13 protein-coding genes are annotated in these 19,496 nt (G+C 56.3%); 6 read left to right on the top strand and 7 right to left on the bottom strand.

Going from position 1 to position 19,496, the window contains the following annotated elements:
- The first annotated feature begins 44 nt into the window (after positions 1 to 44).
- The 4 genes from OSO_RS0108635 (at position 45) to OSO_RS0108660 (ending at position 8,833) form a co-directional block, all read left to right on the top strand.
- Positions 45 to 3,383 (top strand): beta strand repeat-containing protein, encoded by a 3,339-nt coding sequence (locus OSO_RS0108635; RefSeq protein WP_010583012.1) that lies wholly within the window; start codon positions 45 to 47, stop codon positions 3,381 to 3,383.
- Between the two features lie 276 nt (positions 3,384 to 3,659).
- Complete coding sequence (locus tag OSO_RS0108645) at positions 3,660 to 5,870, top strand: protein kinase domain-containing protein (protein WP_010583013.1); 2,211 nt, start codon at positions 3,660 to 3,662, stop codon at positions 5,868 to 5,870.
- A gap of 314 nt (positions 5,871 to 6,184) precedes the next feature.
- Entirely contained in the window at positions 6,185 to 6,754 is a 570-nt protein-coding gene (locus OSO_RS0108655; protein ID WP_010583015.1) for a hypothetical protein, read from the top strand.
- A gap of 66 nt (positions 6,755 to 6,820) precedes the next feature.
- On the top strand, positions 6,821 to 8,833 hold the full coding sequence (locus tag OSO_RS0108660; protein ID WP_010583016.1) for a DEAD/DEAH box helicase: 2,013 nt from the start codon (positions 6,821 to 6,823) through the stop codon (positions 8,831 to 8,833).
- A gap of 50 nt (positions 8,834 to 8,883) precedes the next feature.
- On the opposite strand, the gene OSO_RS42720 is transcribed toward OSO_RS0108660, so the two are convergent.
- The 4 genes from OSO_RS42720 to OSO_RS0108680 all read right to left on the bottom strand — a co-directional run bounded on the left by OSO_RS42720 (position 8,884) and on the right by OSO_RS0108680 (position 12,652).
- A complete protein-coding gene (locus OSO_RS42720) occupies positions 8,884 to 9,678 on the bottom strand; it encodes an ABC transporter permease (RefSeq protein WP_010583017.1) in 795 nt (264 codons plus the stop codon).
- A complete protein-coding gene (locus tag OSO_RS0108670; RefSeq protein WP_010583018.1) occupies positions 9,678 to 10,604 on the bottom strand; it encodes an ABC transporter ATP-binding protein in 927 nt (308 codons plus the stop codon). Before OSO_RS0108670 ends, OSO_RS42720 begins: the two co-directional genes overlap by 1 nt.
- Positions 10,605 to 10,674: 70 nt before the next feature.
- Positions 10,675 to 11,730 (bottom strand): ABC transporter permease, encoded by a 1,056-nt coding sequence (locus OSO_RS0108675; protein ID WP_010583019.1) that lies wholly within the window; start codon positions 11,728 to 11,730, stop codon positions 10,675 to 10,677.
- Positions 11,723 to 12,652 (bottom strand): ABC transporter ATP-binding protein, encoded by a 930-nt coding sequence (locus OSO_RS0108680; RefSeq protein WP_010583020.1) that lies wholly within the window; start codon positions 12,650 to 12,652, stop codon positions 11,723 to 11,725. The genes OSO_RS0108675 and OSO_RS0108680 overlap by 8 nt, the downstream gene beginning before the upstream one ends.
- Before the next feature lie 293 nt (positions 12,653 to 12,945).
- Between OSO_RS0108680 and OSO_RS0108690 the strand changes: the two genes are divergently transcribed.
- Positions 12,946 to 14,388 (top strand): cation:proton antiporter domain-containing protein, encoded by a 1,443-nt coding sequence (locus tag OSO_RS0108690; RefSeq protein ID WP_010583021.1) that lies wholly within the window; start codon positions 12,946 to 12,948, stop codon positions 14,386 to 14,388.
- Between the two features lie 219 nt (positions 14,389 to 14,607).
- Here the strand turns inward: OSO_RS0108690 and OSO_RS0108695 are convergent, their stop codons facing one another.
- On the bottom strand, positions 14,608 to 15,747 hold the full coding sequence (locus tag OSO_RS0108695) for a trans-sulfuration enzyme family protein (protein ID WP_010583022.1): 1,140 nt from the start codon (positions 15,745 to 15,747) through the stop codon (positions 14,608 to 14,610).
- A gap of 177 nt (positions 15,748 to 15,924) precedes the next feature.
- Positions 15,925 to 16,815, bottom strand: a complete 891-nt coding sequence (locus tag OSO_RS0108700) for a sugar phosphate isomerase/epimerase family protein (protein ID WP_157605099.1) — start codon at positions 16,813 to 16,815, stop codon at positions 15,925 to 15,927.
- 452 nt (positions 16,816 to 17,267) lie between these two features.
- On the opposite strand from OSO_RS0108700, the gene OSO_RS0108710 reads away from it, so the two are divergent.
- A complete protein-coding gene (locus OSO_RS0108710) occupies positions 17,268 to 18,203 on the top strand; it encodes a hydroxypyruvate isomerase family protein (protein WP_010583025.1) in 936 nt (311 codons plus the stop codon).
- Between the two features lie 305 nt (positions 18,204 to 18,508).
- Here OSO_RS0108710 and OSO_RS0108715 read toward each other — a convergent pair whose 3' ends face one another.
- Positions 18,509 to 19,072, bottom strand: coding sequence for a carboxypeptidase-like regulatory domain-containing protein (locus OSO_RS0108715; RefSeq protein WP_010583026.1), 564 nt, complete (start codon positions 19,070 to 19,072; stop codon positions 18,509 to 18,511).
- Positions 19,073 to 19,496: the final 424 nt, after the last annotated feature.

Consider the following 19,496-nt stretch of genomic DNA (forward strand, 5'->3'; position numbering starts at 1 on the left):
AGTGCATGACAACTCACTATCCCACCCAGTCGGAGCTCACTGTCATGCGAAGTTTCTTCACCGGCCACAAGAGTTTCACGAATCTGTGGTCCAACCTGACGGACATTTCGCAACAGGCACGGGATAAGCGAAACGGCATCGAACGTCGCTTTGATTTGGTAACTCCCGCATGCGTGGAAATGCTGGAAAAGCGGGAAATGCTGTCGGTAGTGGGTGTCGCATTCGCGACGGGTACCGGCATCCTGACGATTACCGGCACAACGAAAGCCGATGCCGTCACGGTCACCGCCGCCGCGGGACAGACTGACATCAAGATTAACGGTGCTCTGTACCAAACTCTTAAGACCGCAACGAGTGCGAATATCACGCAGGTTGCCTTCACCGGTGGTGGCGCTGCAGACAGCCTGGTGGTGACCGGTACAACCGGAAATCTGACGCTCGCACTGACGAACGTGGCTTCGGTCGGAGCGACAACCGCTGCTGGCAAAGATTTGACGATTACATCAAATGCCGCGTTGAACCTGACAGCCACGACGGTCGGCGGAAATTTGACCGTCACTTGCGTCGGACTGACCACCTCGGGCGTGGTTGCCGTTACAGGCACAACCAGTATCACGGCGACTCCGACAACCGACGTCTCACTCGGAACCAAAACCAGCACGTTCGGCGGGTCGGTGTATCTGTACGGCAAGAATCTCACTTTGCTCGCCACGGGCGCAGTGAATCTCAAAGGACCACAAGCCGCCGGGACCCTGACGGTTACAACCAATGGAGCCATCACCGACAGCGCTTCGGCAGCCTCGATTGTGGGCCTGTCCAAATTCACCGCAGGAGCCAACACAATCACACTGTCGCAGGCCGGATCACACTATTACGGTGGACTGAGCCTGTCGGGAACGAGCGCGACCGTCACAAATACCGGTGCGACCATTCTTGGCGTTACCACGCTGACGGGCAATCTGTCAATTACCTCCGCAACGGGTGCCGTGACAAATACCGGTAAGCTCACCGTCGGCGGCACAACGACGATTGATGCGACGGGCAACAACCTGACCCTCTCAACATCCACAAATTCGTTTACCGGTGCACTGATTCTGAAAGGTGCCAACGTTTCGGTGACAGCGACTGGCGCCGTGATCATGGGCGTATCGACTGTGACAGGTAACCTGAGCGTGAAAGCCACGGGAGCCATCACAGACAGTGGCGTTCTGACCATCACGGGAACGTCGACGTTTGACGCGGGCAAGGCGTCGGTCACACTTGCTCAGAATTCGGCCTTTACCGGTGCCATTGGATTCGTCGGTGCCAACGCGACCGCGAAGAACACCGCAGCAACGGTATTGGGCAACTCGACCCTCACGGGCAATCTGTCGCTGACATCAACAGCCGGTGCCGTAACGGATACCGGGAAACTCGTGATTGGCGGAACGACGACAATCAACTCTGGAGCTGGGAATAATCTGTCCGTCGGAACATCCGCAAGCACATTTGGTGGTGCTCTGATCCTGACCGGCAATGCGGTTACGGTCACGGCCAAAGGTGCCGTGAAGTTGGGAGCAACTACCGCTGCAGGAGCATTCTCTGTCACAGCGACCGGAGCAGTCACCAATAGCGGTACTTTGGCCATCACAGGCACCACGACAATTAGTGCTGCAAAGAATGACGTGACTCTCGGCACGGCGGCCAACGCGTTCACGGGAGCAGTGAGTGTGAACGGTGCCAACGTCGTGCTGGCAGCAACGGGTGCCGTGAACTTGGCGACAGTGACTGCAACAGGCAAATTGACGCTCACCGCCACAGGTGCCGTCACGAATTCGGGAACGTTGAAAGTCACCGGTGCCACGACCGTTTCTGCCGCTGGCAGTGCCATTACGCTGAATACAGCGGCCAACACATTTGGAGGGGCAATTGCACTGACCGGTGCCAACGTGGCATTGACCGCAACAGGAGCTGTCAATCTGGGAGTGATTACCGCAACTGGAACTCTGGGTGTGACCGCGACGGGCGCGGTCAGCAACACAGGCGCACTGACAGTCACCGGCATCACGACGATCACCGCGACTGGCAAAGATGTTTCCTTGTCTAAGACGACCAATGCCTTCACCGGCGCTCTGATTCTTACCGGTGCCAACGTCTCGGTCTACGGCACCGGGGCGATCGCTCTCAACGCGACAACGGCAACTGGCAATCTGGTTGTGATCACCACAGGCGCGATTACTGATGGTGGCGCCTGGACAGTCGGTGGAACAACGAAACTCAACGCTGGTGCCGCCGCCATTACTTTGGCAAACACGAGCTCGGCGTTTACCGGTGCGATTAGCTTGTTCGGTACGAATGCGTCACTCAAAAACTCAATTGCCACCGTGCTGGGTGCCAGCACCTTGACGGGAACCTTGAATTTGACTTCAACCGGCGGGGCCGTCACGAACAACGGAAAGCTGGCCATCACCGGCACGACCACAATTGATGCAACCGGCCAGAACCTGACCTTGGGAACCTCGTCAAATACATTCACCGGAGCAATGATCCTCAAGGGCGCCAATGTCACGGTTTCCGCGACAGGTGCCGTGAATCTCGGTGTCTCGACGGTCACTGGAAATCTAAGCGTCAAGTCGACTGGTGCCATTAGTGACAGTGGCGTGTTGACGGTGACCGGAACATCGACGTTCAACGCAACCACGGCAGCAATCACCCTTTCCCAGAACGATGTGTTCACGGGAGCGGTCTCGCTGGTTGGATCATCAGCATCAGTGAAGAACACCATCGCAACCGTACTTGGTACCGCGACGCTGACCGGGGCCTTGACAGTGACCTCGACCGCCGGAGCCGTCTCGAATACGGGTAAGTTGAGCGTCGGTGGAATCACGACCATCGACGCGACAGGCCAGAACCTGTCGCTGAGCACGGCAACGAACCTGTTCACCGGTGCGATGCTCTTGAAAGGTGCGAATGTCACGGTCAATGCCACTAGCGGAGTGAAGCTTGGTGCCTCGACGATTACCGGGAACCTCGCCCTGACCACGAAAGCCGCAATCACAGACAGCGGTGCGGTCGTGGTCACTGGCACGACAACGATCAACGCAGGCAAGAACAACGTCACGTTGACCAATGCCGGATCGGCATACACCGGCAATGTCTCGATCATCGGGAACGATGTGGCGATCACCTCGACGGCCGCCATGAACCTGGGAACGACGACCACAACGGGCAAGCTGACGATTATCTCCGGTGGTGCCGTCACCGATACGGCCGGTACACTGAAGATTGCTGGCACGTTGACGATCACCGCCAACGGTGGTGCCGCTGCAATCACGCTGACGCACGCTGGCAACTCATTCGGTGGTGCTCAGGTCCTGAGCGGTAACCCCGTTACAGTGTCCTAAGCGAAGCTCATCCAGGGATCGAGAGTCCTCCTCAGGAGTGACGGATTGGTCCAGGTGAGGAATTCCGAATCAAAGACGAACCGAGCCTCGTGGGTCATGCCTGCGGGGCTCGGCTTCATTTCCGCGTGCGGCATTCGCCGATCGGAGGAGGTTGATTGAACAACGTTTTTTGCCGCCTCGATTGTCACAACGCGACCTGTTCGTGCTTATAATCGAAGTCGTCGGCATGGCAAACGCAACAGGGCACTGGGTGTAGAGGTCAGGAAGAATCTGAAGATGAGTGTCGACACCTCGAAATCCACGGCCCTCGAATCGACACAAGACCAGGATGCGGATGCCATTCACCGGGCGCAGGAACTCAGCGGGCTGGTAGGCGACGCCCCCTCCGCTGTGCCTGGCTATCGCATTTTGAAGCCGATAGGCGAAGGGAAGTACGGATCGGTCTGGCTGGCGCGCGAGCAAAATACCGGCAAGCATGTCGCCATCAAGTTCTACACACATCGTCGCGGAGTCGATTGGTCACTCTTGGGACGTGAAGTCGAGAAACTGGCTGTCCTGTATACCTCTCGGAACATCGTTGGGTTGCTGGCGGTCGGCTGGGATCACGATCCGCCGTATTATGTGATGGAATACCTCGAAAACGGCTCGCTGGCGGCTCAGCTCGCGGCCGGTCCGATTGCAACCGCCGACGCGGTCCGCATCGGAACGCGAATTTGTCAGGCGCTGGTACACGCCCACGGTAGCGGGATTCTGCATTGCGATCTGAAGCCCGCAAATATCTTGCTCGATCATGACTTCGAACCGCGATTATGCGATTTCGGCCAGTCTCGACTGGCTGACGAACACAGCCATTCCCTGGGGACGTTGTTTTACATGGCCCCCGAGCAAGCCGACTTGAAAGCCGTTCCCGATGCGAGATGGGACGTCTATGCGCTGGGCGCCCTGTTCTACAACATGTTGACGGGCGTCCCACCCCATCGTACGAACGAGAATGAACAACGTCTGAGCGATGCCGGTACTCTGGAAGATCGGCTGACGGTCTATCGCTATCTGGTGCAAAGCGGTCCGAAACCCGCCCTGCACCGCCGCGTGTCTGGAGTTGATCAGCAACTGGCCGAAATTATCGATCGCTGCCTGGCCATCGATCCGTCAAAACGTTTTCCGAACGCGCAGGCCGTGCTTGATCGTCTGGTGGCGCGCGAGCGTTTTCGTGCCCGGCGACCTTTGATCCTGCTCGGGCTGGTCCTTCCACTTCTCTTGCTGCTTTTTCTTGTTCCGTTGGCGATGGAGGCAATGAATGACGCAGTGAACACGACACAAGAGAATCTGACGCGACGCGCGTTGGAAAGCGACGTCCTATCGGTCAACCTGCTCGCGGATAGTATCAATCGCGAGCTGGAAGATCGGCGTCACGAGTTGGAATCGCTCGCGGCATCCAAGGAATTGCGTCAAATCGTCGCCGACTACGCCACGAAACCATTGGCCGATCGAAACCCTTTGCTGCAACTTCTTGGACGGCTAAAACGGGAAAACGACGTCCGATTGACAGAACTGGGTCGGGTCAAAGATGCCAGTTGGTTTCTGCTCGACGCTTCGGGAATTCAGCGGTGGCGTGAACCGCCAAGCGAAAAGCTGGATCAGAATTTCGCCGGACGCCACTTCTTTCACGGTGGCGATTTTGACTATCCCGAGAACGAGATCCCAATCGACAATCATCCGCTTCAGAATTTGCTAATTTCAAAGCCGTTTAAATCGTCGAATTCTGAGCTATTCGTTGTCGCGCTATCGGTTCCTGTACTGGACCCACAGATCGATGAAAAGGTTATCGGCGTCTTGTGCCGGACGCTGACGCTTGGAAATCTTCTCAAAGATTATCAGCGCAGTTGGCAGCGCAACGAAGTCGATGGCGTGAATCGCAAGCTGGCCATCGTCGACGGTAGCGATCAAGACGGCAAGAAGACCTGGCAGCTTGTCGCCCACAGTTGGATGGACGATTCCAAACTTGGCAATATCTCAGAAAACGACTTCAAGAAACTGCGGCTGGAAGGAACCGTCGACGAGGATGTGATACATGACCTAGAGCAGTTGATGAAGCAATCGCGGAAGTCAGATGAAGGGACGTCACCTGAAGGTGAATTCGACCGCACACGCCAATACATCGATCCCGTTCGCGAATTCGATCCCGATGCCTATGGTGGGAAATGGCTGGCAGCGTTCAGCCGAGTGGGCTCAACAAAGTGGTTCGCCATCGTTCAAGAACGAAAAGATGCGGCTTTGCGACCCGTAGAAGAGTTGCGGGCCCGCATGCGAACTTCGGCCATTGTCGGCATCATTGTCGTCTTCGGACTGGTCGTTGGTTCATGGTGGCTGATCATTGCCTTGCTCAATGAACGGGCTCCCCGTTGGATCAGATTCTGGCGGCATCGATCCAGCGGGATCGGCACAACGACACTGTCATTGACTGCGAAGGGCAGCGACAGCGATTGAGCCCCGTTCTGACTTTGCACAACGCATCAGACAACGACCACTCATCCGTCCATGTGTATGGAACCATTGGGCAGCGGACGATGCGTCCGTGCCCCTTCGACCGATTCTGGTCCGAACTTGAGAAAAACTCTGCGGGACTCGGCGGTCACGACCAGCCCCCCCGACCGCTTCGATCGTCCGATCTGAAGTGTCACCTCATGACGCTCAAGTCGAGCGGCTTAACCGACGATCAAACAATCAGACACCAGGGATGCTCGAGTCGCCATGACACGGCAATGTGTGGCGATGGACTTTGAAAATTCAAGGATTTTTGCATGTCGCAAGGGAATCACGACCAGTTCCGGTTGGGCTTCCTGACAGCGGTTGAGGATGCCGAACGAGGTTTCGTCGGCGGTCTCCTCGTTACCAATCGCTTTGGTCGGCCACTCGAATTCCAATGTACCGCTCCGGTTAAACCGAACCGGACGCAGCAGATTCTCTATGGACCGACGCTGAAGCCCTATGTATTGGGCGAACTGATCGGCCGCACGCTGCTCGAGAAAGTCGGGGTCAAGCCGCATATGGTCCTGGTGGAATCGCCAGATCTGCTGGAACTGCGCAACTCCACATCGACCCCGATTGCCAGCCTGGTGAACGGCCCCGCCTCAGCCAAATCGAAAGGCGGCGCCGATTCAAATAGTCCGAAACTTGAGCAATCTTCGCCTCATCAACTGAAGCTGGGAAACGAGAGCATCACTCTCAGCCCGACGCACCAGGAAGATCAGAGCGAACTCGAGAAATTTGCCAAGCTCGTTCCCGGTGATGCGGATCTGCGTGAGCCCTTTGAGCGAATTCGCGAAGCGCTGACCGAAACGATTCGACTGAGTGCGGCCCGACCCGCGTAGTCACGCGTTGTCGATTCCTGCGTGTCACGTTTCCCCGTCGGCCCCATGTCGGTCAAGGATGAAATCATGGCGGACCATCACTCTGAGCAGCCTCGTACGACAACAAAACAGGGCGAAAAGTTATTGGGTGGCAGCCCCAGTGGCGTGGTCCCTGCCCCGCACTGGCGGCCACTCAAAGCAAAAGATGCTCAGGAATTGGGACAGAGCGCGGAGCTGTCGCAATCGGCCGGAGATTCGCTTGATGAACTCTTAAGCGAAGTCGCCACGACGCCCATTCCGTTGGCGATGCGTACAGAGATCCTATCATCGGGCTTGAACGTGGCTCTGCGACGCTGGCCGAAAGTCGATGCCGAAGCGCTCAATCTGCCGAAACAACCATCGCTCATGCCAACCTGGAAAGCGGCACGACAAAAGGTCATTACCTTCGGTCTGCAGTTTCCGGAAGGCGCAGCGCTGATCGCCAAAGATCCCAAGAAATCCAAATCCGCTGAAGGCGTTCCTGAGTCTGCCGCGCCCACGATCGAGGTCATGCCAGACTACGAACCGCCGACTGTGGCGTCGCTGCTCGACGGGGTGGAGCAGGCTCCGAAGCCAAAGCAGGTCACTCGTATCAAGCCGCCTGACGATGCGTTGGCTATTGAAGATCGGCTGTTCTATCTGCTGCAGCCTCCGCTTCAGTCCTGGCTGGCTGGCCAGGAAATGATCATGCCATTTGAGCCATTCTCCTATCAGTACGAAGGAATCGGCTGGCTCTTTTCCAAAAACTCGGCACTTCTTGCCGACGAAATGGGCCTTGGCAAGACGATGCAAACCATCACGGCCATTCGTCTGCTCATCCGCAGCGGCCAGGCCCGGCGCGTCTTGCTGGTTTGTCCCAAACCGTTGCTTCCGAACTGGCAGCGCGAATTCAGTACCTGGGCCGAAGAGCTTCCATTTGTGGTGGTTGAAGGCGACGGAGAGCGTCGTAAGCTGACCTGGACGATGCCGGGTGTTCCCGTGTTGATTGCGAACTATGAATCGCTGGTCCGAGATTTCGCGGCGTTTCCAGAAGGGGAATTTCCCAAGTTCGACTTGATCGTGCTCGACGAAGCCCAGCGAATCAAAAACCGGACATCCCGCACGGCCGTCACTGCCCGTGCGCTACCTCGTCGACGAAGCTGGGCGCTGACGGGAACCCCCATCGAAAACCGGCCGGAAGAACTTGGCGCCCTGTACGAATTCCTGGAAGTTGTCCCCCCGAACGCGACCCCCGATTTGCGACAATTGCAGTCCTTGTCCAAGCAATTCATCCTGCGGCGTACGAAAAATCTCGTGATGAAGGACATGCCGCCGCGACTTGACCGAGACGCATATCTCGAATTGCTGCCTGCCCAAAAGGCCGCCTACGACATGGCCGAGAAGGAAGGCGTCATTCAGTTAAATCATCTGGGCGATTCCATTTCCGTCCAGCATGTTTTCGAACTCGTCCTGCGGTTGAAACAGATCACCAATTTCGATCCCCTGACGCACGAAAGCGCCAAGCTGGACCGACTTGAAGCGGACATGGAAGAAATCGCCGCAAGCGGCGGCAAGGCAATCTTGTTCAGCCAGTGGACGAAGGTCATTGATTGGCTGGCCGAACCGATGGCCAAGTATGGTGCGCTCGTCTATCACGGCGGCGTTCCCACCAAGCAACGCGAACCGATATTGGCCAAGTTCAAAGAAGATCCCAACGCACATATTCTGCTGATGAGCTACGGTACCGGAGCCGTCGGATTGAACCTGCAGTTTGCAGGGTATGTTTTTCTGTTCGATCGCTGGTGGAATCCGGCAATTGAAGATCAGGCGATTAACCGAGCACATCGCATCGGCTGTAAGAGTCAGGTGATCGTGACCCGATTCATTTGCAAGGACACGATCGAAGAGCGAATCGATCGTGTTCTCAATGAGAAGCGAGAGCTTTTTGCCGCCGTGCTGGGCGAAGGCGATGATACGAATGTGTCACTGAGCATGAATGCGTCTGAGATCTTCGGCCTGTTTGATCTCAAGGCGCGTCAGGGCAAGGGCACACGCTCAATCGGCCCGAAACCAGCGGCCTGAGAGGAAGCCCAGGTCGCGCGGCGCAACGAGTCGTCCGCCAATGGAGTCGTTCAGATATCAGACTCCGCTGACGATGAAAATTCTTTCATCCGGAGCGCGGCAACCGACGCGATCAGCAATGCGAATGTCGCTCCGATCAGAACCGTCACGTGCAGCCAGGTTGGTTCCTCCCCCACGATGGGCAGCCCCCCCGCTTCCTGACGTCGAAGGATGTCCAGTTCGCACCATTTGGCCGCAAGCGCCCGCAGTCGATATTGAATTGTGAGCTGGTTAATGACCGCCGGAATAAAACTGACCACCAGTTCAAACAACAGCGTATAGGCAACTGCCAGGACCATGGCACGCCGTGGGAACAAAACACCCAATAGCAGATAAATTGCGGCATACGCAGGGCATGAAAGCAACACGAGGTAGAACATCGTCCAGCCGATGCGCACCCAGTCGCTTGTTCCGGAAATCCTGGCGGCAACTACCAGGCCTAAAATGGCTGGCGGAATCACCCACGTCACTGCCGCCACGTATTTTCCCAGCAAGACTGCAGTCGAACCATTTGGGCGAACGGCCAGGTAAACCCAACTTCGCCGTTCCAGCTCTGCCGAGATCGCCGGTGTCGTCCACAGCAGCGTCCCGAGCATCGAAATGAGCATGGGAACGAGCGCAAAGAGCAACCAGGCACAGAGATTTCGCCAGGCATCGCTTTCTAGATCCGTCGTGCCCGGGACTGCGTAGCGAACCAGCCCGACGATAAATATGGGAAATGCGGCAAGCACGAGCCACCACGAAAGCCGAGCCCAGGTCAGAGCTCGCTTCCACTCGAATGCAAATACCGCGATGATGTTGCCCATTATAATTCCCCTCGATGCATCTTCATCAGGGAATTGAACAAGGCCTGCAGTGACTCATCTGCCGACCGCATTTCAAAGACGTCCAGTTGCTCTTCGACGAGCCATGACGCCAACTGCTCATAGAGCGGAATCGGCCGCTGCGTTGCGATGATCAACGTATCTCCCGTGACACGAACTGAGTCCACTGATCGCTCGCGAACCATTCTGGCCCCCAATTGATGTGGGTTTGAACAGCGCATGACGATCTCACTCGGGATTCCGACCATCATCGCGTGCACGTCATCGGCCGTACCCGCGGCCAATAACCGTCCACCACAAATCAGCAAGAATGACTGCGTGATCGACTCGATCTCGTGTAACACATGGCTCGCAAACAACAGACTTTTCCCGCGGCCAATCCAGTTTTTAAGAACAATGGTCAGTTCGTGGCGACCGATCGGGTCCAGTCCATTGAACGGTTCGTCCAGAATCAGAAACTCGGGATCATGCGCAATCGCCTGAGCCAGCTTGGTTCTCTGACGCATTCCGCGTGAATAGGTCGAAATGGGGCGATACATCGAACTGTGCATACCGACCATCCCGAGCGCCGTCTTCGCGGTCGATCCAGCCTGACGTGACGTCATGCCCTGCAGTTGCTGCAGATATTTCACCCAGTCGAATCCGGTCACATCGGCATACATCCCTTCGCCGCCGGGGCAGTATCCCAGTCGTTTGAAGAGTTGGGAATTGTTGCGTGGCGAATGACCATCGACACGGACGCTACCCAGCGTCGGCGACAGTTGCCCGGTAATCAGATTCAGTAACGTCGATTTCCCCGATCCGTTGGGACCGAGCAATCCGTACGCCCCCGGCTCAAGCGTCAATGTAAAATCATTGACGCCGATCACCTTTCCGTACAACTTTGTCACATTCTTGAGTTCAATCATCGAGATCGACGCTCGCAATTCAACATCACGTGATTCCGGTCAATAATAATGAATCTTTAGTGGCGCGTTACTAAACACGCATTGGAGCCGAGATTCGACGGAACAGAATCACCAGCGATCCCGTCGTGAGCACAACCAGAATCACGATTGACCAGACAACGTCAGACAGATCCGAGAACCCGAAGACCCAATTCTGGACACGGCCGAGTGTGTGATAGAGAGACAAGTGCGTCCACGCCGATTCCACCGGTTCCACAATCTGATTCCGATCGTGAAACCGACTCTGTGAATTAAACGACTGTGCCGAAGTCACGGCGCTGTACGTAAACCAGCCAAGAATCCAGACGGCAAACCAGGCAAACCCCGCAATCCGACTCTCTTGCGTCAGCGAAGACAGCCCCAGGGCGAGCGCCGACGTCGGCAGCATGAGCACGAACGACGCCGCGGCGATTCGAAGAGGAAAGTCCCATGTCGCCGCGATAACATCCAGACTGGGCGACAGTAAGATTCCCATGACATACAGCACAAGAGCCGGAATCGCAGAAATCATTGCTAAATACGCCCACAGTCCCGCCAATTTGCCGATGACATATTCAGTACGCGTCAACGGACGCGAAAAGTAGATTAGGAATGCACGAGATCGGATGTCCTGCGAAATGAGCGGCGGCGCAATCAAGCCAACCATTAACACCATTAGAAATGCTTGAGGGTAACGAAAAAACGACTTCAGCAGCCAGCCCCATGCCAAATGCCGCTGGCCAGCCATGTCGTCAATGCGCAGCGCAGCAATCAACTCTTCCATGACTGGCGTCCGCGGCAGTCCGCGCGTCAGCGGCACGACGATCGCGCGCCACTCGGGATAGTTCGACGCCTGCTCCCACAAGAACAGTCCCGTCCCAAACCAAAGCGTGGGCAGCCACGCAAAAAACAGAATCCGTTTTAGCCAGGTGTTCTGCCAAGAGCGGCGGATCACCACGAGTGCAATGACCAGCCAGCGCGTCCATCCTGATGCCAACTGCCCCGACCAACCGCGATATCCAAGATTGTGAATGCCCTGCCCTTTCAGGCGACGGGCACCGTCGTCGAGTTGTCCCGATCGTAACACCGACGGAGAGACGTCATTCATCGAGAGCCTCCTCACGGACGGCGTTCACAAAAATCTCTTCGAGAGAATTGCGAGCGGGTGTTAGCGATCGAATACTCACATGGCATTTTTCCGCGGCGAGCCAAACGAGTCGAGCCAATTCGTCGGGTGGCCCCTTCAAGGCGATGATCCCGGTCGACAACACTTCGACGGGAATTCCATGACTGTGCAAATGCGCGACGAATGACTCGGACGAACCAAGCAACCGGACGTGCAGCGACGGTGACGAGGGACGACTCAATTCCGCAAGATCTTCCGCGACTTGAACGCGGCCGCGTGCGAGAATCACCACGGAATCGCTGATCGATTGCACGTCCGGCAGAATGTGAGTGCAAAGCAGTACCGCTTTATGATGCTCCCGCGCCATCACACGAATTCGATTCAACATCGCCTGACGCTCTTCAGGATCTAAACCGGACGTCGGTTCGTCCAGAATCAGAACGGGGGGATCGTGTACGAGTGCTTGTGCAAATCGAAGCTTTTGCCGCATCCCCGTCGAATAGGTTTCAACCGTCCGGTAACGCTCTTGAGCCACACCGCAGAAGTCCAGGATTTCGTGCGCGCGGCGAAGCCCCTCGACGGCGGGAAATTTCGCAAGTTGGGCCACAAATTGGACAGACTCCACTCCTGTCATTCCATGCAGATAGCAATCGTCTTCGGGCATGTAGCCGACTTGTTCGCGAATTTCACGCGATTGTCGCCCCAACTCGAACTCCAAAAGACGTCCCCGTCCACTGGTCATTCGAACGAGTCCCAACAAGACCTTAATCAACGTCGATTTGCCCGCTCCGTTGGGCCCCAGCAATCCCGTCACGCCCGATCGAATCTGAAGCGAAACGTGATCCAGCGCCCGGAATCGACCGTAATCTTTGGTGACGTCAACGAGTTCAATCAGGTTGGTCATGTCAGAGAAGTCAGCTCAATCTTGATGTCTGATCAACCGCAAGAATCGATCATCCTGGCGCGTGAACGGTGCGAATGCAATCGACTCACCCTTTCGACGATCTCACCCGCAGCCTGGATTGCCTGGATGCCACTCCATCCGAATCCCAAACCGGTACCGTGGCATCCCGTTGGTCGTCAACGCTCCTGCCCACAAATACCGTCTTGACAACTGTCGTTCAAACAGACATTATCAACGAACGCACCGGCCGGTGGTGCAATCAAATTCTATCCTGACGGAATTGCGCGAGCATTATGCTTTCGACAACTGAAACCCAAGCCAATTCTGGGGTGCATCGCGAATCCGCGCTGCAATTTGTGGTTTACTTGCTGCTGCTTGCGGGCGCGGTGGGTTCATTTCTCTTGATTCAGCACTTTGGACAAACATTGTCTGCACCGGACGCTGTCGACGCCGAAGCCGCTCCCAAAGTGGGAAAGGCCCCTGGGGTCGATGTGGTGTTGCACGTGCTGGCCACGCTTGCCGCCATCATCGCGGTCGGAAACCTTTTCGCCTGGGGATTTCGAAAAATTGGGCAGCCGGCCGTGATTGGCGAGGTTGTCGCAGGAATCGCGTTGGGGCCCTCGTTATTGGGATCGATTTCACCCGAACTGCTGCACGTCCTGATCCCCGGCCCGAACGTCGATCCCCAGGGAATGGTACTTTCCTCGCTGAAGACAATCGCGCAGCTTGGCGTGATCCTTTACATGTTTATCGTGGGGTTGGAACTGAACACCCACAAAGTGGGGCGTCACGCTCGTGCGGCCATCGCCGTCTCGCACGCGAGCATCGTGGTACCATTCGTCCTGGGTGCCGTCTTGTCACTTTGGCTGTATCCGAGGTTGTCAACGAGCAACGTGCCGTTCACAAGTTTTGCGCTATTCCTGGGTGTGGCCATGTCCATCACCGCGTTTCCGGTGCTCGCCCGCATTCTGACAGATCAACGCCTGGAACGCACGGATTTGGGCGTTGTGGCATTGAGCTGCGCAGCGACCGACGATGTAACCGCATGGTGCCTGCTGGCATTTGTCGTCGGCGTGGCACAATCGCAAATCAGTAGCGCGGTCATGGTCGCCATCTGGACGTTTGTCTTCATCGCTGCCATGTTTTTCGTGGTTCGGCCGCTGGCGATCAAGTGGATCAACTGGGCCGAACCGCGCGGCTATGATCGTCAGGCGACACCGATCTTGTTTATCGCGTTGCTTTGCTCGTCTCTTGTCACAGAAGCCATCGGCATCCATGCCGTCTTCGGTGCGTTTCTGTTAGGAGCCGTCATCCCGCACGATTCGCGTGTCGCTCAAGAATTGAGCCGCAAACTGATCGATGTGGTGACAACACTGCTGCTGCCCGCATTTTTTGCCGTGACGGGAATGAACACTCGCATCGGTCTGGTGAGCGGCATGGAAAGTTGGCTGATCTGTGGGGCCATCATCCTGGTTGCGACGATGGGCAAATGTGGCGGCACGATCGCGGCATCACGCTTCGTGGGACTCGACTGGTCGATGTCGACCGCGCTGGGAGTGCTCATGAACACGCGTGGGCTGATGGAACTGATCGTGTTGAACATCGGCCTGTCGCTGGGCGTGATCTCGCCGAAGCTGTTCGCGATGATGGTCATCATGGCCGTCGTCACCACCGTAGCAACCGCACCGATCTTGAAACTGCTGATAAAGCGTATTCAGCCCGAACTCGCGGCCTGAGTTCGCCCCCTAGGCAGCCGCGCGAGCTCCCCACTTGATCCGTCAACGCCCACAATGCAACTGCCCTCGCAAATCATCCCGAAGCGAGGTGGTCGAGCAAAGTCAGAGCGACTCAAAAAAAAACGTGACCTCCGATTCTCTGTGGTGTGTCTCTTTGTTCGGAAAACAAGAAACTGACCACGGAGATCCGGAGATCACGGAAAAGGACAATTCCACGCACTACTCTGCGAGTGCCTTGCCGAAGTCAGCAACCAGATCATCCGGATGCTCAATTCCGACCGAGACCCGCAAGGTCGAATCGGTAATACCGGCTTCGCGTCGAGCGGCTTCATTCATCGAAGCGTGGCTCATGCTATCAGGATATTCAATCAGCGATTCAACGCCGCCCAGCGATTCGGCCAGTTGGAACAATGTCAATTTCTTGAGAAGCTTTTCCACTGCGGGACGGCCGCCTTTCAGCTCAAAACTCAGCATCGCACCAAATCCAGATTGCTGACGCTTGGCCAAATCATGCTGTGGATGATCGGGCAAACCTGGATAGTACACGTGGCTAACGCGATCATGTGAATCCAGGAACTTCGCCAGCGCCATGGCGCCTCGTTGATGAGCTTCCATTCGCGGGCCCAACGTCTTGACGCCGCGCAGAACCAGCCAGGCATCAAACGGTGAACAAGCCAGCCCCAACGCATTCACGACATAGCTGATGCGGTCCGCATGTTCCTTCTTATTCGTGACCACGCAACCGCCGACAACGTCCGAATGTCCGTTCAAATACTTCGTCGTCGAGTGCACAACGATATCGACGCCATGCTCGAACGGCCGCTGCAAATAGGGAGACAAGAACGTGTTGTCGGCAATCGTAATGGCCCCACCGGCCTTCGCAATTTTGCAAATTGCGGCCATATCAACGATATTCAGCAAGGGATTGCTGGGCGTTTCGATCCAGACACACTTGGTTTTCGGCGTCATGGCTTTCCGGACGTTTTCCGGATCGCTCATCCGCACGAAAACGAAATCGATTCCCATCTGGCGAAACAGGGAATCGAACAGGCGATAGGTACCGCCGTAGATGTCGTGACCGGCAATGATCTGATCGCCAGGCTGGAATAGATGCATCGTGGCGGTGATCGCCGACATCCCGGTGCAGGTCGCCCGAGAATCGATTCCCCCTTCGAGCGCGGTTAAATTTTCTTCGAGAGCACGTCGCGTGGGATTGCCGCTGCGCGTGTAGTCGAATCCGCGGTGGGTCTGGAGATCATCCCAGCGAAACGTCGACGAAGGATAAATGGGTGTTGTGGCACTGTTGAACGTCCCGTCTTTGTCGACGCCAGTATGCACACACCGAGTCTCGAACTGCATGGAAACCGTCCTTTGCGGAAATAACCGGAAACTTTCGGAGCAACATGTTAAGGGGGAGGACCATCCCCCGACAATCGAGTCGAAGTCCTGACAAGAAATCTGGTCGGCGGCAGCGTATTGAACGGCCATGAGACACGACTCACCTCCGCAGACACGCATCAGGCCGAGTTGATTCAACTAGTCGAGCTTGTGTTCATTCATCCAGCGCAGGTACTGACGGGCACATTCATCCAGGTTTTCGAGAGAGCCGCCCCCGCGAAGCGGCGAGCACATCTCGTAGCTTGCGACGCCATTGAAACCACCGTCGTGCAAACCACGGAAAAAGCGCGCGTAGTCGATACACCCTGCTCCAAAGGGGACTGCTCGCATGTATTCGGGGGCCGCGGGCTGATAATTCACATGCGCGGGGCAGTATCGAAACCGGGGCAATCGCACGTAGTCCGCATTCGTCGTAATGACTGTGTGGGGTGCCGCAATCCGGGCGGCTTCGTAGAGGTCTTCACCCCGTAAGGCTGGTGACCAGGCGTCGAATCCCAGGCGGCAATTCGACCGATCAATATCCTGCAGCAGTTCCAAAAGTGCGGTCGTGTGGACGGCCAGATCGTGATGATTTTGAACTGCGATTGTCACGCCGAATGACTGCGCTCGATCCGCCATTTCTTGTATCGCTGTGACAGTCCGCTGCCAAAGCCCTTGAAACGGCAACTGATCGGATTCGTACGCCGTGAAGACGCGCACGACGTTCGCCCCCAGCCTTGCCCCGATTCGGCAAAGCGATTCGACGTAGGCAATCTGCATTTCGAGAAATGGCACTTCGACGGCGCCCGCGTGCCCAAGATCGATGTACGCCGCGATAACGGGACAGGCAACGCCTGCGTTGTCGAGAGTCTCCACAAGCAGTTCCAGTTGGCGCTCATCCGTGTCCAAGATTGAAAGCTGTGGCCGTTTTCCTGCCAGCATGACGTTGGAATACCCCAACTGAGCGGCCCGACGGATGAACTGAGGCAGATCCAGCGACGCCTGCCCCCAGAATCCGGCATAGCTGACGGAAAAAAGACAGTGCTGCATGGATGCTCCGTGATCTTCAAGCAGATTGTGATTGATCCGCCGCAGTGGTTGCGGCGTCTGCGGGACCACCGCCCAGCAGTCCGTTGAAGTAAGGGGGACAGGCACCTCGGCATTCACGATGCCATGGCGTTTTTTAATCTGATCGGAGCCAGCCCCCGTTTCTTCAACGGCCTGCTAACCCCGCGATGACCTTGATTAAAACAGAACGCGAAACCACCACGCTAGCAGAGATCATCGATTTCACACAAACGAATCCGCTCCCGCAATCCAGATGTCTTTTATCACATCCGGTGAGCCGCACCCTCGTGAAGATCGACTCCGCTTCCGATGCGAGATCATGACGACTGCTGCGATCGTCGAACTACGACACCAGAGGCCTCGTTTGGTTCGCACGAGCTCGAACGTCAAGGTATTATTCCCCGACGTCAATCGCATTCCTTCAGGAGTCCGCAATGTCCTTGTCTCGTCGCTATCTGCTTCGTTCTGCGTTCGCCGCCGGTGCGGGCGGCTCGTCGGCCGGTGTCATCCAGCCTTCGACCAGCCTGAACATCGAGCCGCTTCAACTGCGAGGCCGGATCAAGCATTCGGTCGTTTTCTGGTGCTTTAACGTTGGCGGGGATCAATGGGACATCGAAAAAACCTGTGAGATTTCCAAACGTCTGGGGTGCGTCTCAGTCGAGATTTGCGGCCCTGAAACATGGGGCGTCTTGAAAAAACACGGAATGACCTGTGCCATCGCTCCGAATGGGATGCCGGGTGCTCCGTTTATGAAGGGGTTCAACAACCCCCGTTATCATGACGAAGTCATCGCCACAACCAGCAAGATGATCGACGACTGCGCCGCGGCAAATGTGCCGAACGTCATCGCCTTTACCGGCTACAAGTGGCGAGACGCCGAAGATCCGACCAGCGGGGAAATCTCGCTGGAAGAAGGTGCAAAGAACTGTGTCGACGGATTGAAAAAAATCGCCGCCTACGCAGAAAAGAAGGGCGTGACCATCTGCCTCGAACATCTTAACACGCGCGACGGTTCACACCCCATGAAGGGTCATCCCGGCTATCAGGGTGACGATATTGATTACGTCTGCGATATTGCACGCAAAGTTGGTTCGCCGCGTGTCAAAGTTCTGTTTGACATTTATCACGTGCAGATCATGAATGGCGACGTCATTCGCCGACTCGAGCAATGCAAGGATGTGATCGGTCATATCCATACTGCCGGTAACCCGGGCCGTGCCGAACTCGATGACAAACAGGAAATCAACTTTCCCCCTATCATGCGGAAGATCCTGGAGATCGGTTACGACGGCTACGTCGGACACGAATTCATTCCGACCCGTGATCCGGTCGAAGGGCTGCGAGAGGCCATCTTGTTGTGTGACGTCTAATGGGCGAATCACCGTGACTCGGACCGGGCCACTGTCAGGCCCGAGTCATGGCGCCGTTCCGTGAAGCTTCGTCAGCAGATTGATTGTTCGGAATCAAGGTGGTGTGGGAGGGGTGCCGCCGCGAGACGGCTCGCTCTCCTGATTTATTGCTGAAGCAATAACGAAAAAAGCCGCCAATGGCCCAGGGCGAGCCACCGGCGGCGTAAATCGTCTGGGGGGGAGACGATTGGGGGGATCCGAGACTCTCACGCGTTGGTGAGAATCCTCTATTCAATTAAGTGTCCCTGATCGCAGCGAACATTCGATTACGGCGAGACGGACAGGTCGTTGACCTTGTCGGTCAGCTTGTCGATCTTGTTGATCGCGACACCGCTTAGCACGGCCGCGGCAATCACACCGGCGGTCAGGATGACGAGCGTGGGATCGATTCCACCGAACTGTCCGCGAGCACCATTTTCACCCATGACCAGCAGTGCATGCTGGTGCTTGGCCGACGGCGGAGCCGATTTTTCAGTCCAGACACGGAAAACACCTTCCGTGTTTCCGGAGCTTGGATAGTAGACCCCATCCTTCAAATTCTTGAAAGTATAGACGCCCGCCTTGTTCGTGATCGTCGTACCGACAACCTTGTTGTTCTCTTTCAGCGTCACCTTCGTGCCTTCGATCGCTTTTCCCGAATGATCGCAGACACGCCCAGTGAGGGTGCCACCTTCACTCAGCACGATTTCTGGAATCCGGTTATTCACCTGCGACTGCTTTGCAATCGGCTTCGCGGGCGACGATTCGGCCAACAGTTGTCCCTGAGGGATCATCATTCCGAGCGTGGCCAAGCTGACCGCAGCGCCCTTCACAAAATGCAGCCCGAACATGTGTTCCTCCTTGAACTTCAGTTGCAAAAATTGAACGACACTTCCCTGGTTGCGGAAGGGACCGCGCGAGACCGTGATGTTCGTATGGGATTCGGTGAGAAGTGCTACCAGATTCACTGGCGGACGTGACGCGGCGGAGTATATCCATGGTCACTTTTGGGTCAATTGGAATCAGTCAGACTCATCCACCTCTGCTCGCTTTTTGTCGAATTCTCGCAATTGCCGAGTCAAAACCGGCAGGAATTGCGCAGTTGGCGGTCTGTCTACCGCTGAGGAGAGCGGAAAGACACATCGGCCCCGCCTTTCCGGACGGCCGTCCTGCTTCCAGAGAACAGACATCGAACCTATAATCAAAGTTTCGCGTCTTACGGCGGATTTCGTATTGAATGACTCGCGCTGCCTGGTCAGCAAATCTGGCACGACG

The organism is Schlesneria paludicola DSM 18645, from assembly GCF_000255655.1.
In the GTDB taxonomy this organism is placed as follows: domain Bacteria; phylum Planctomycetota; class Planctomycetia; order Planctomycetales; family Planctomycetaceae; genus Schlesneria; species Schlesneria paludicola.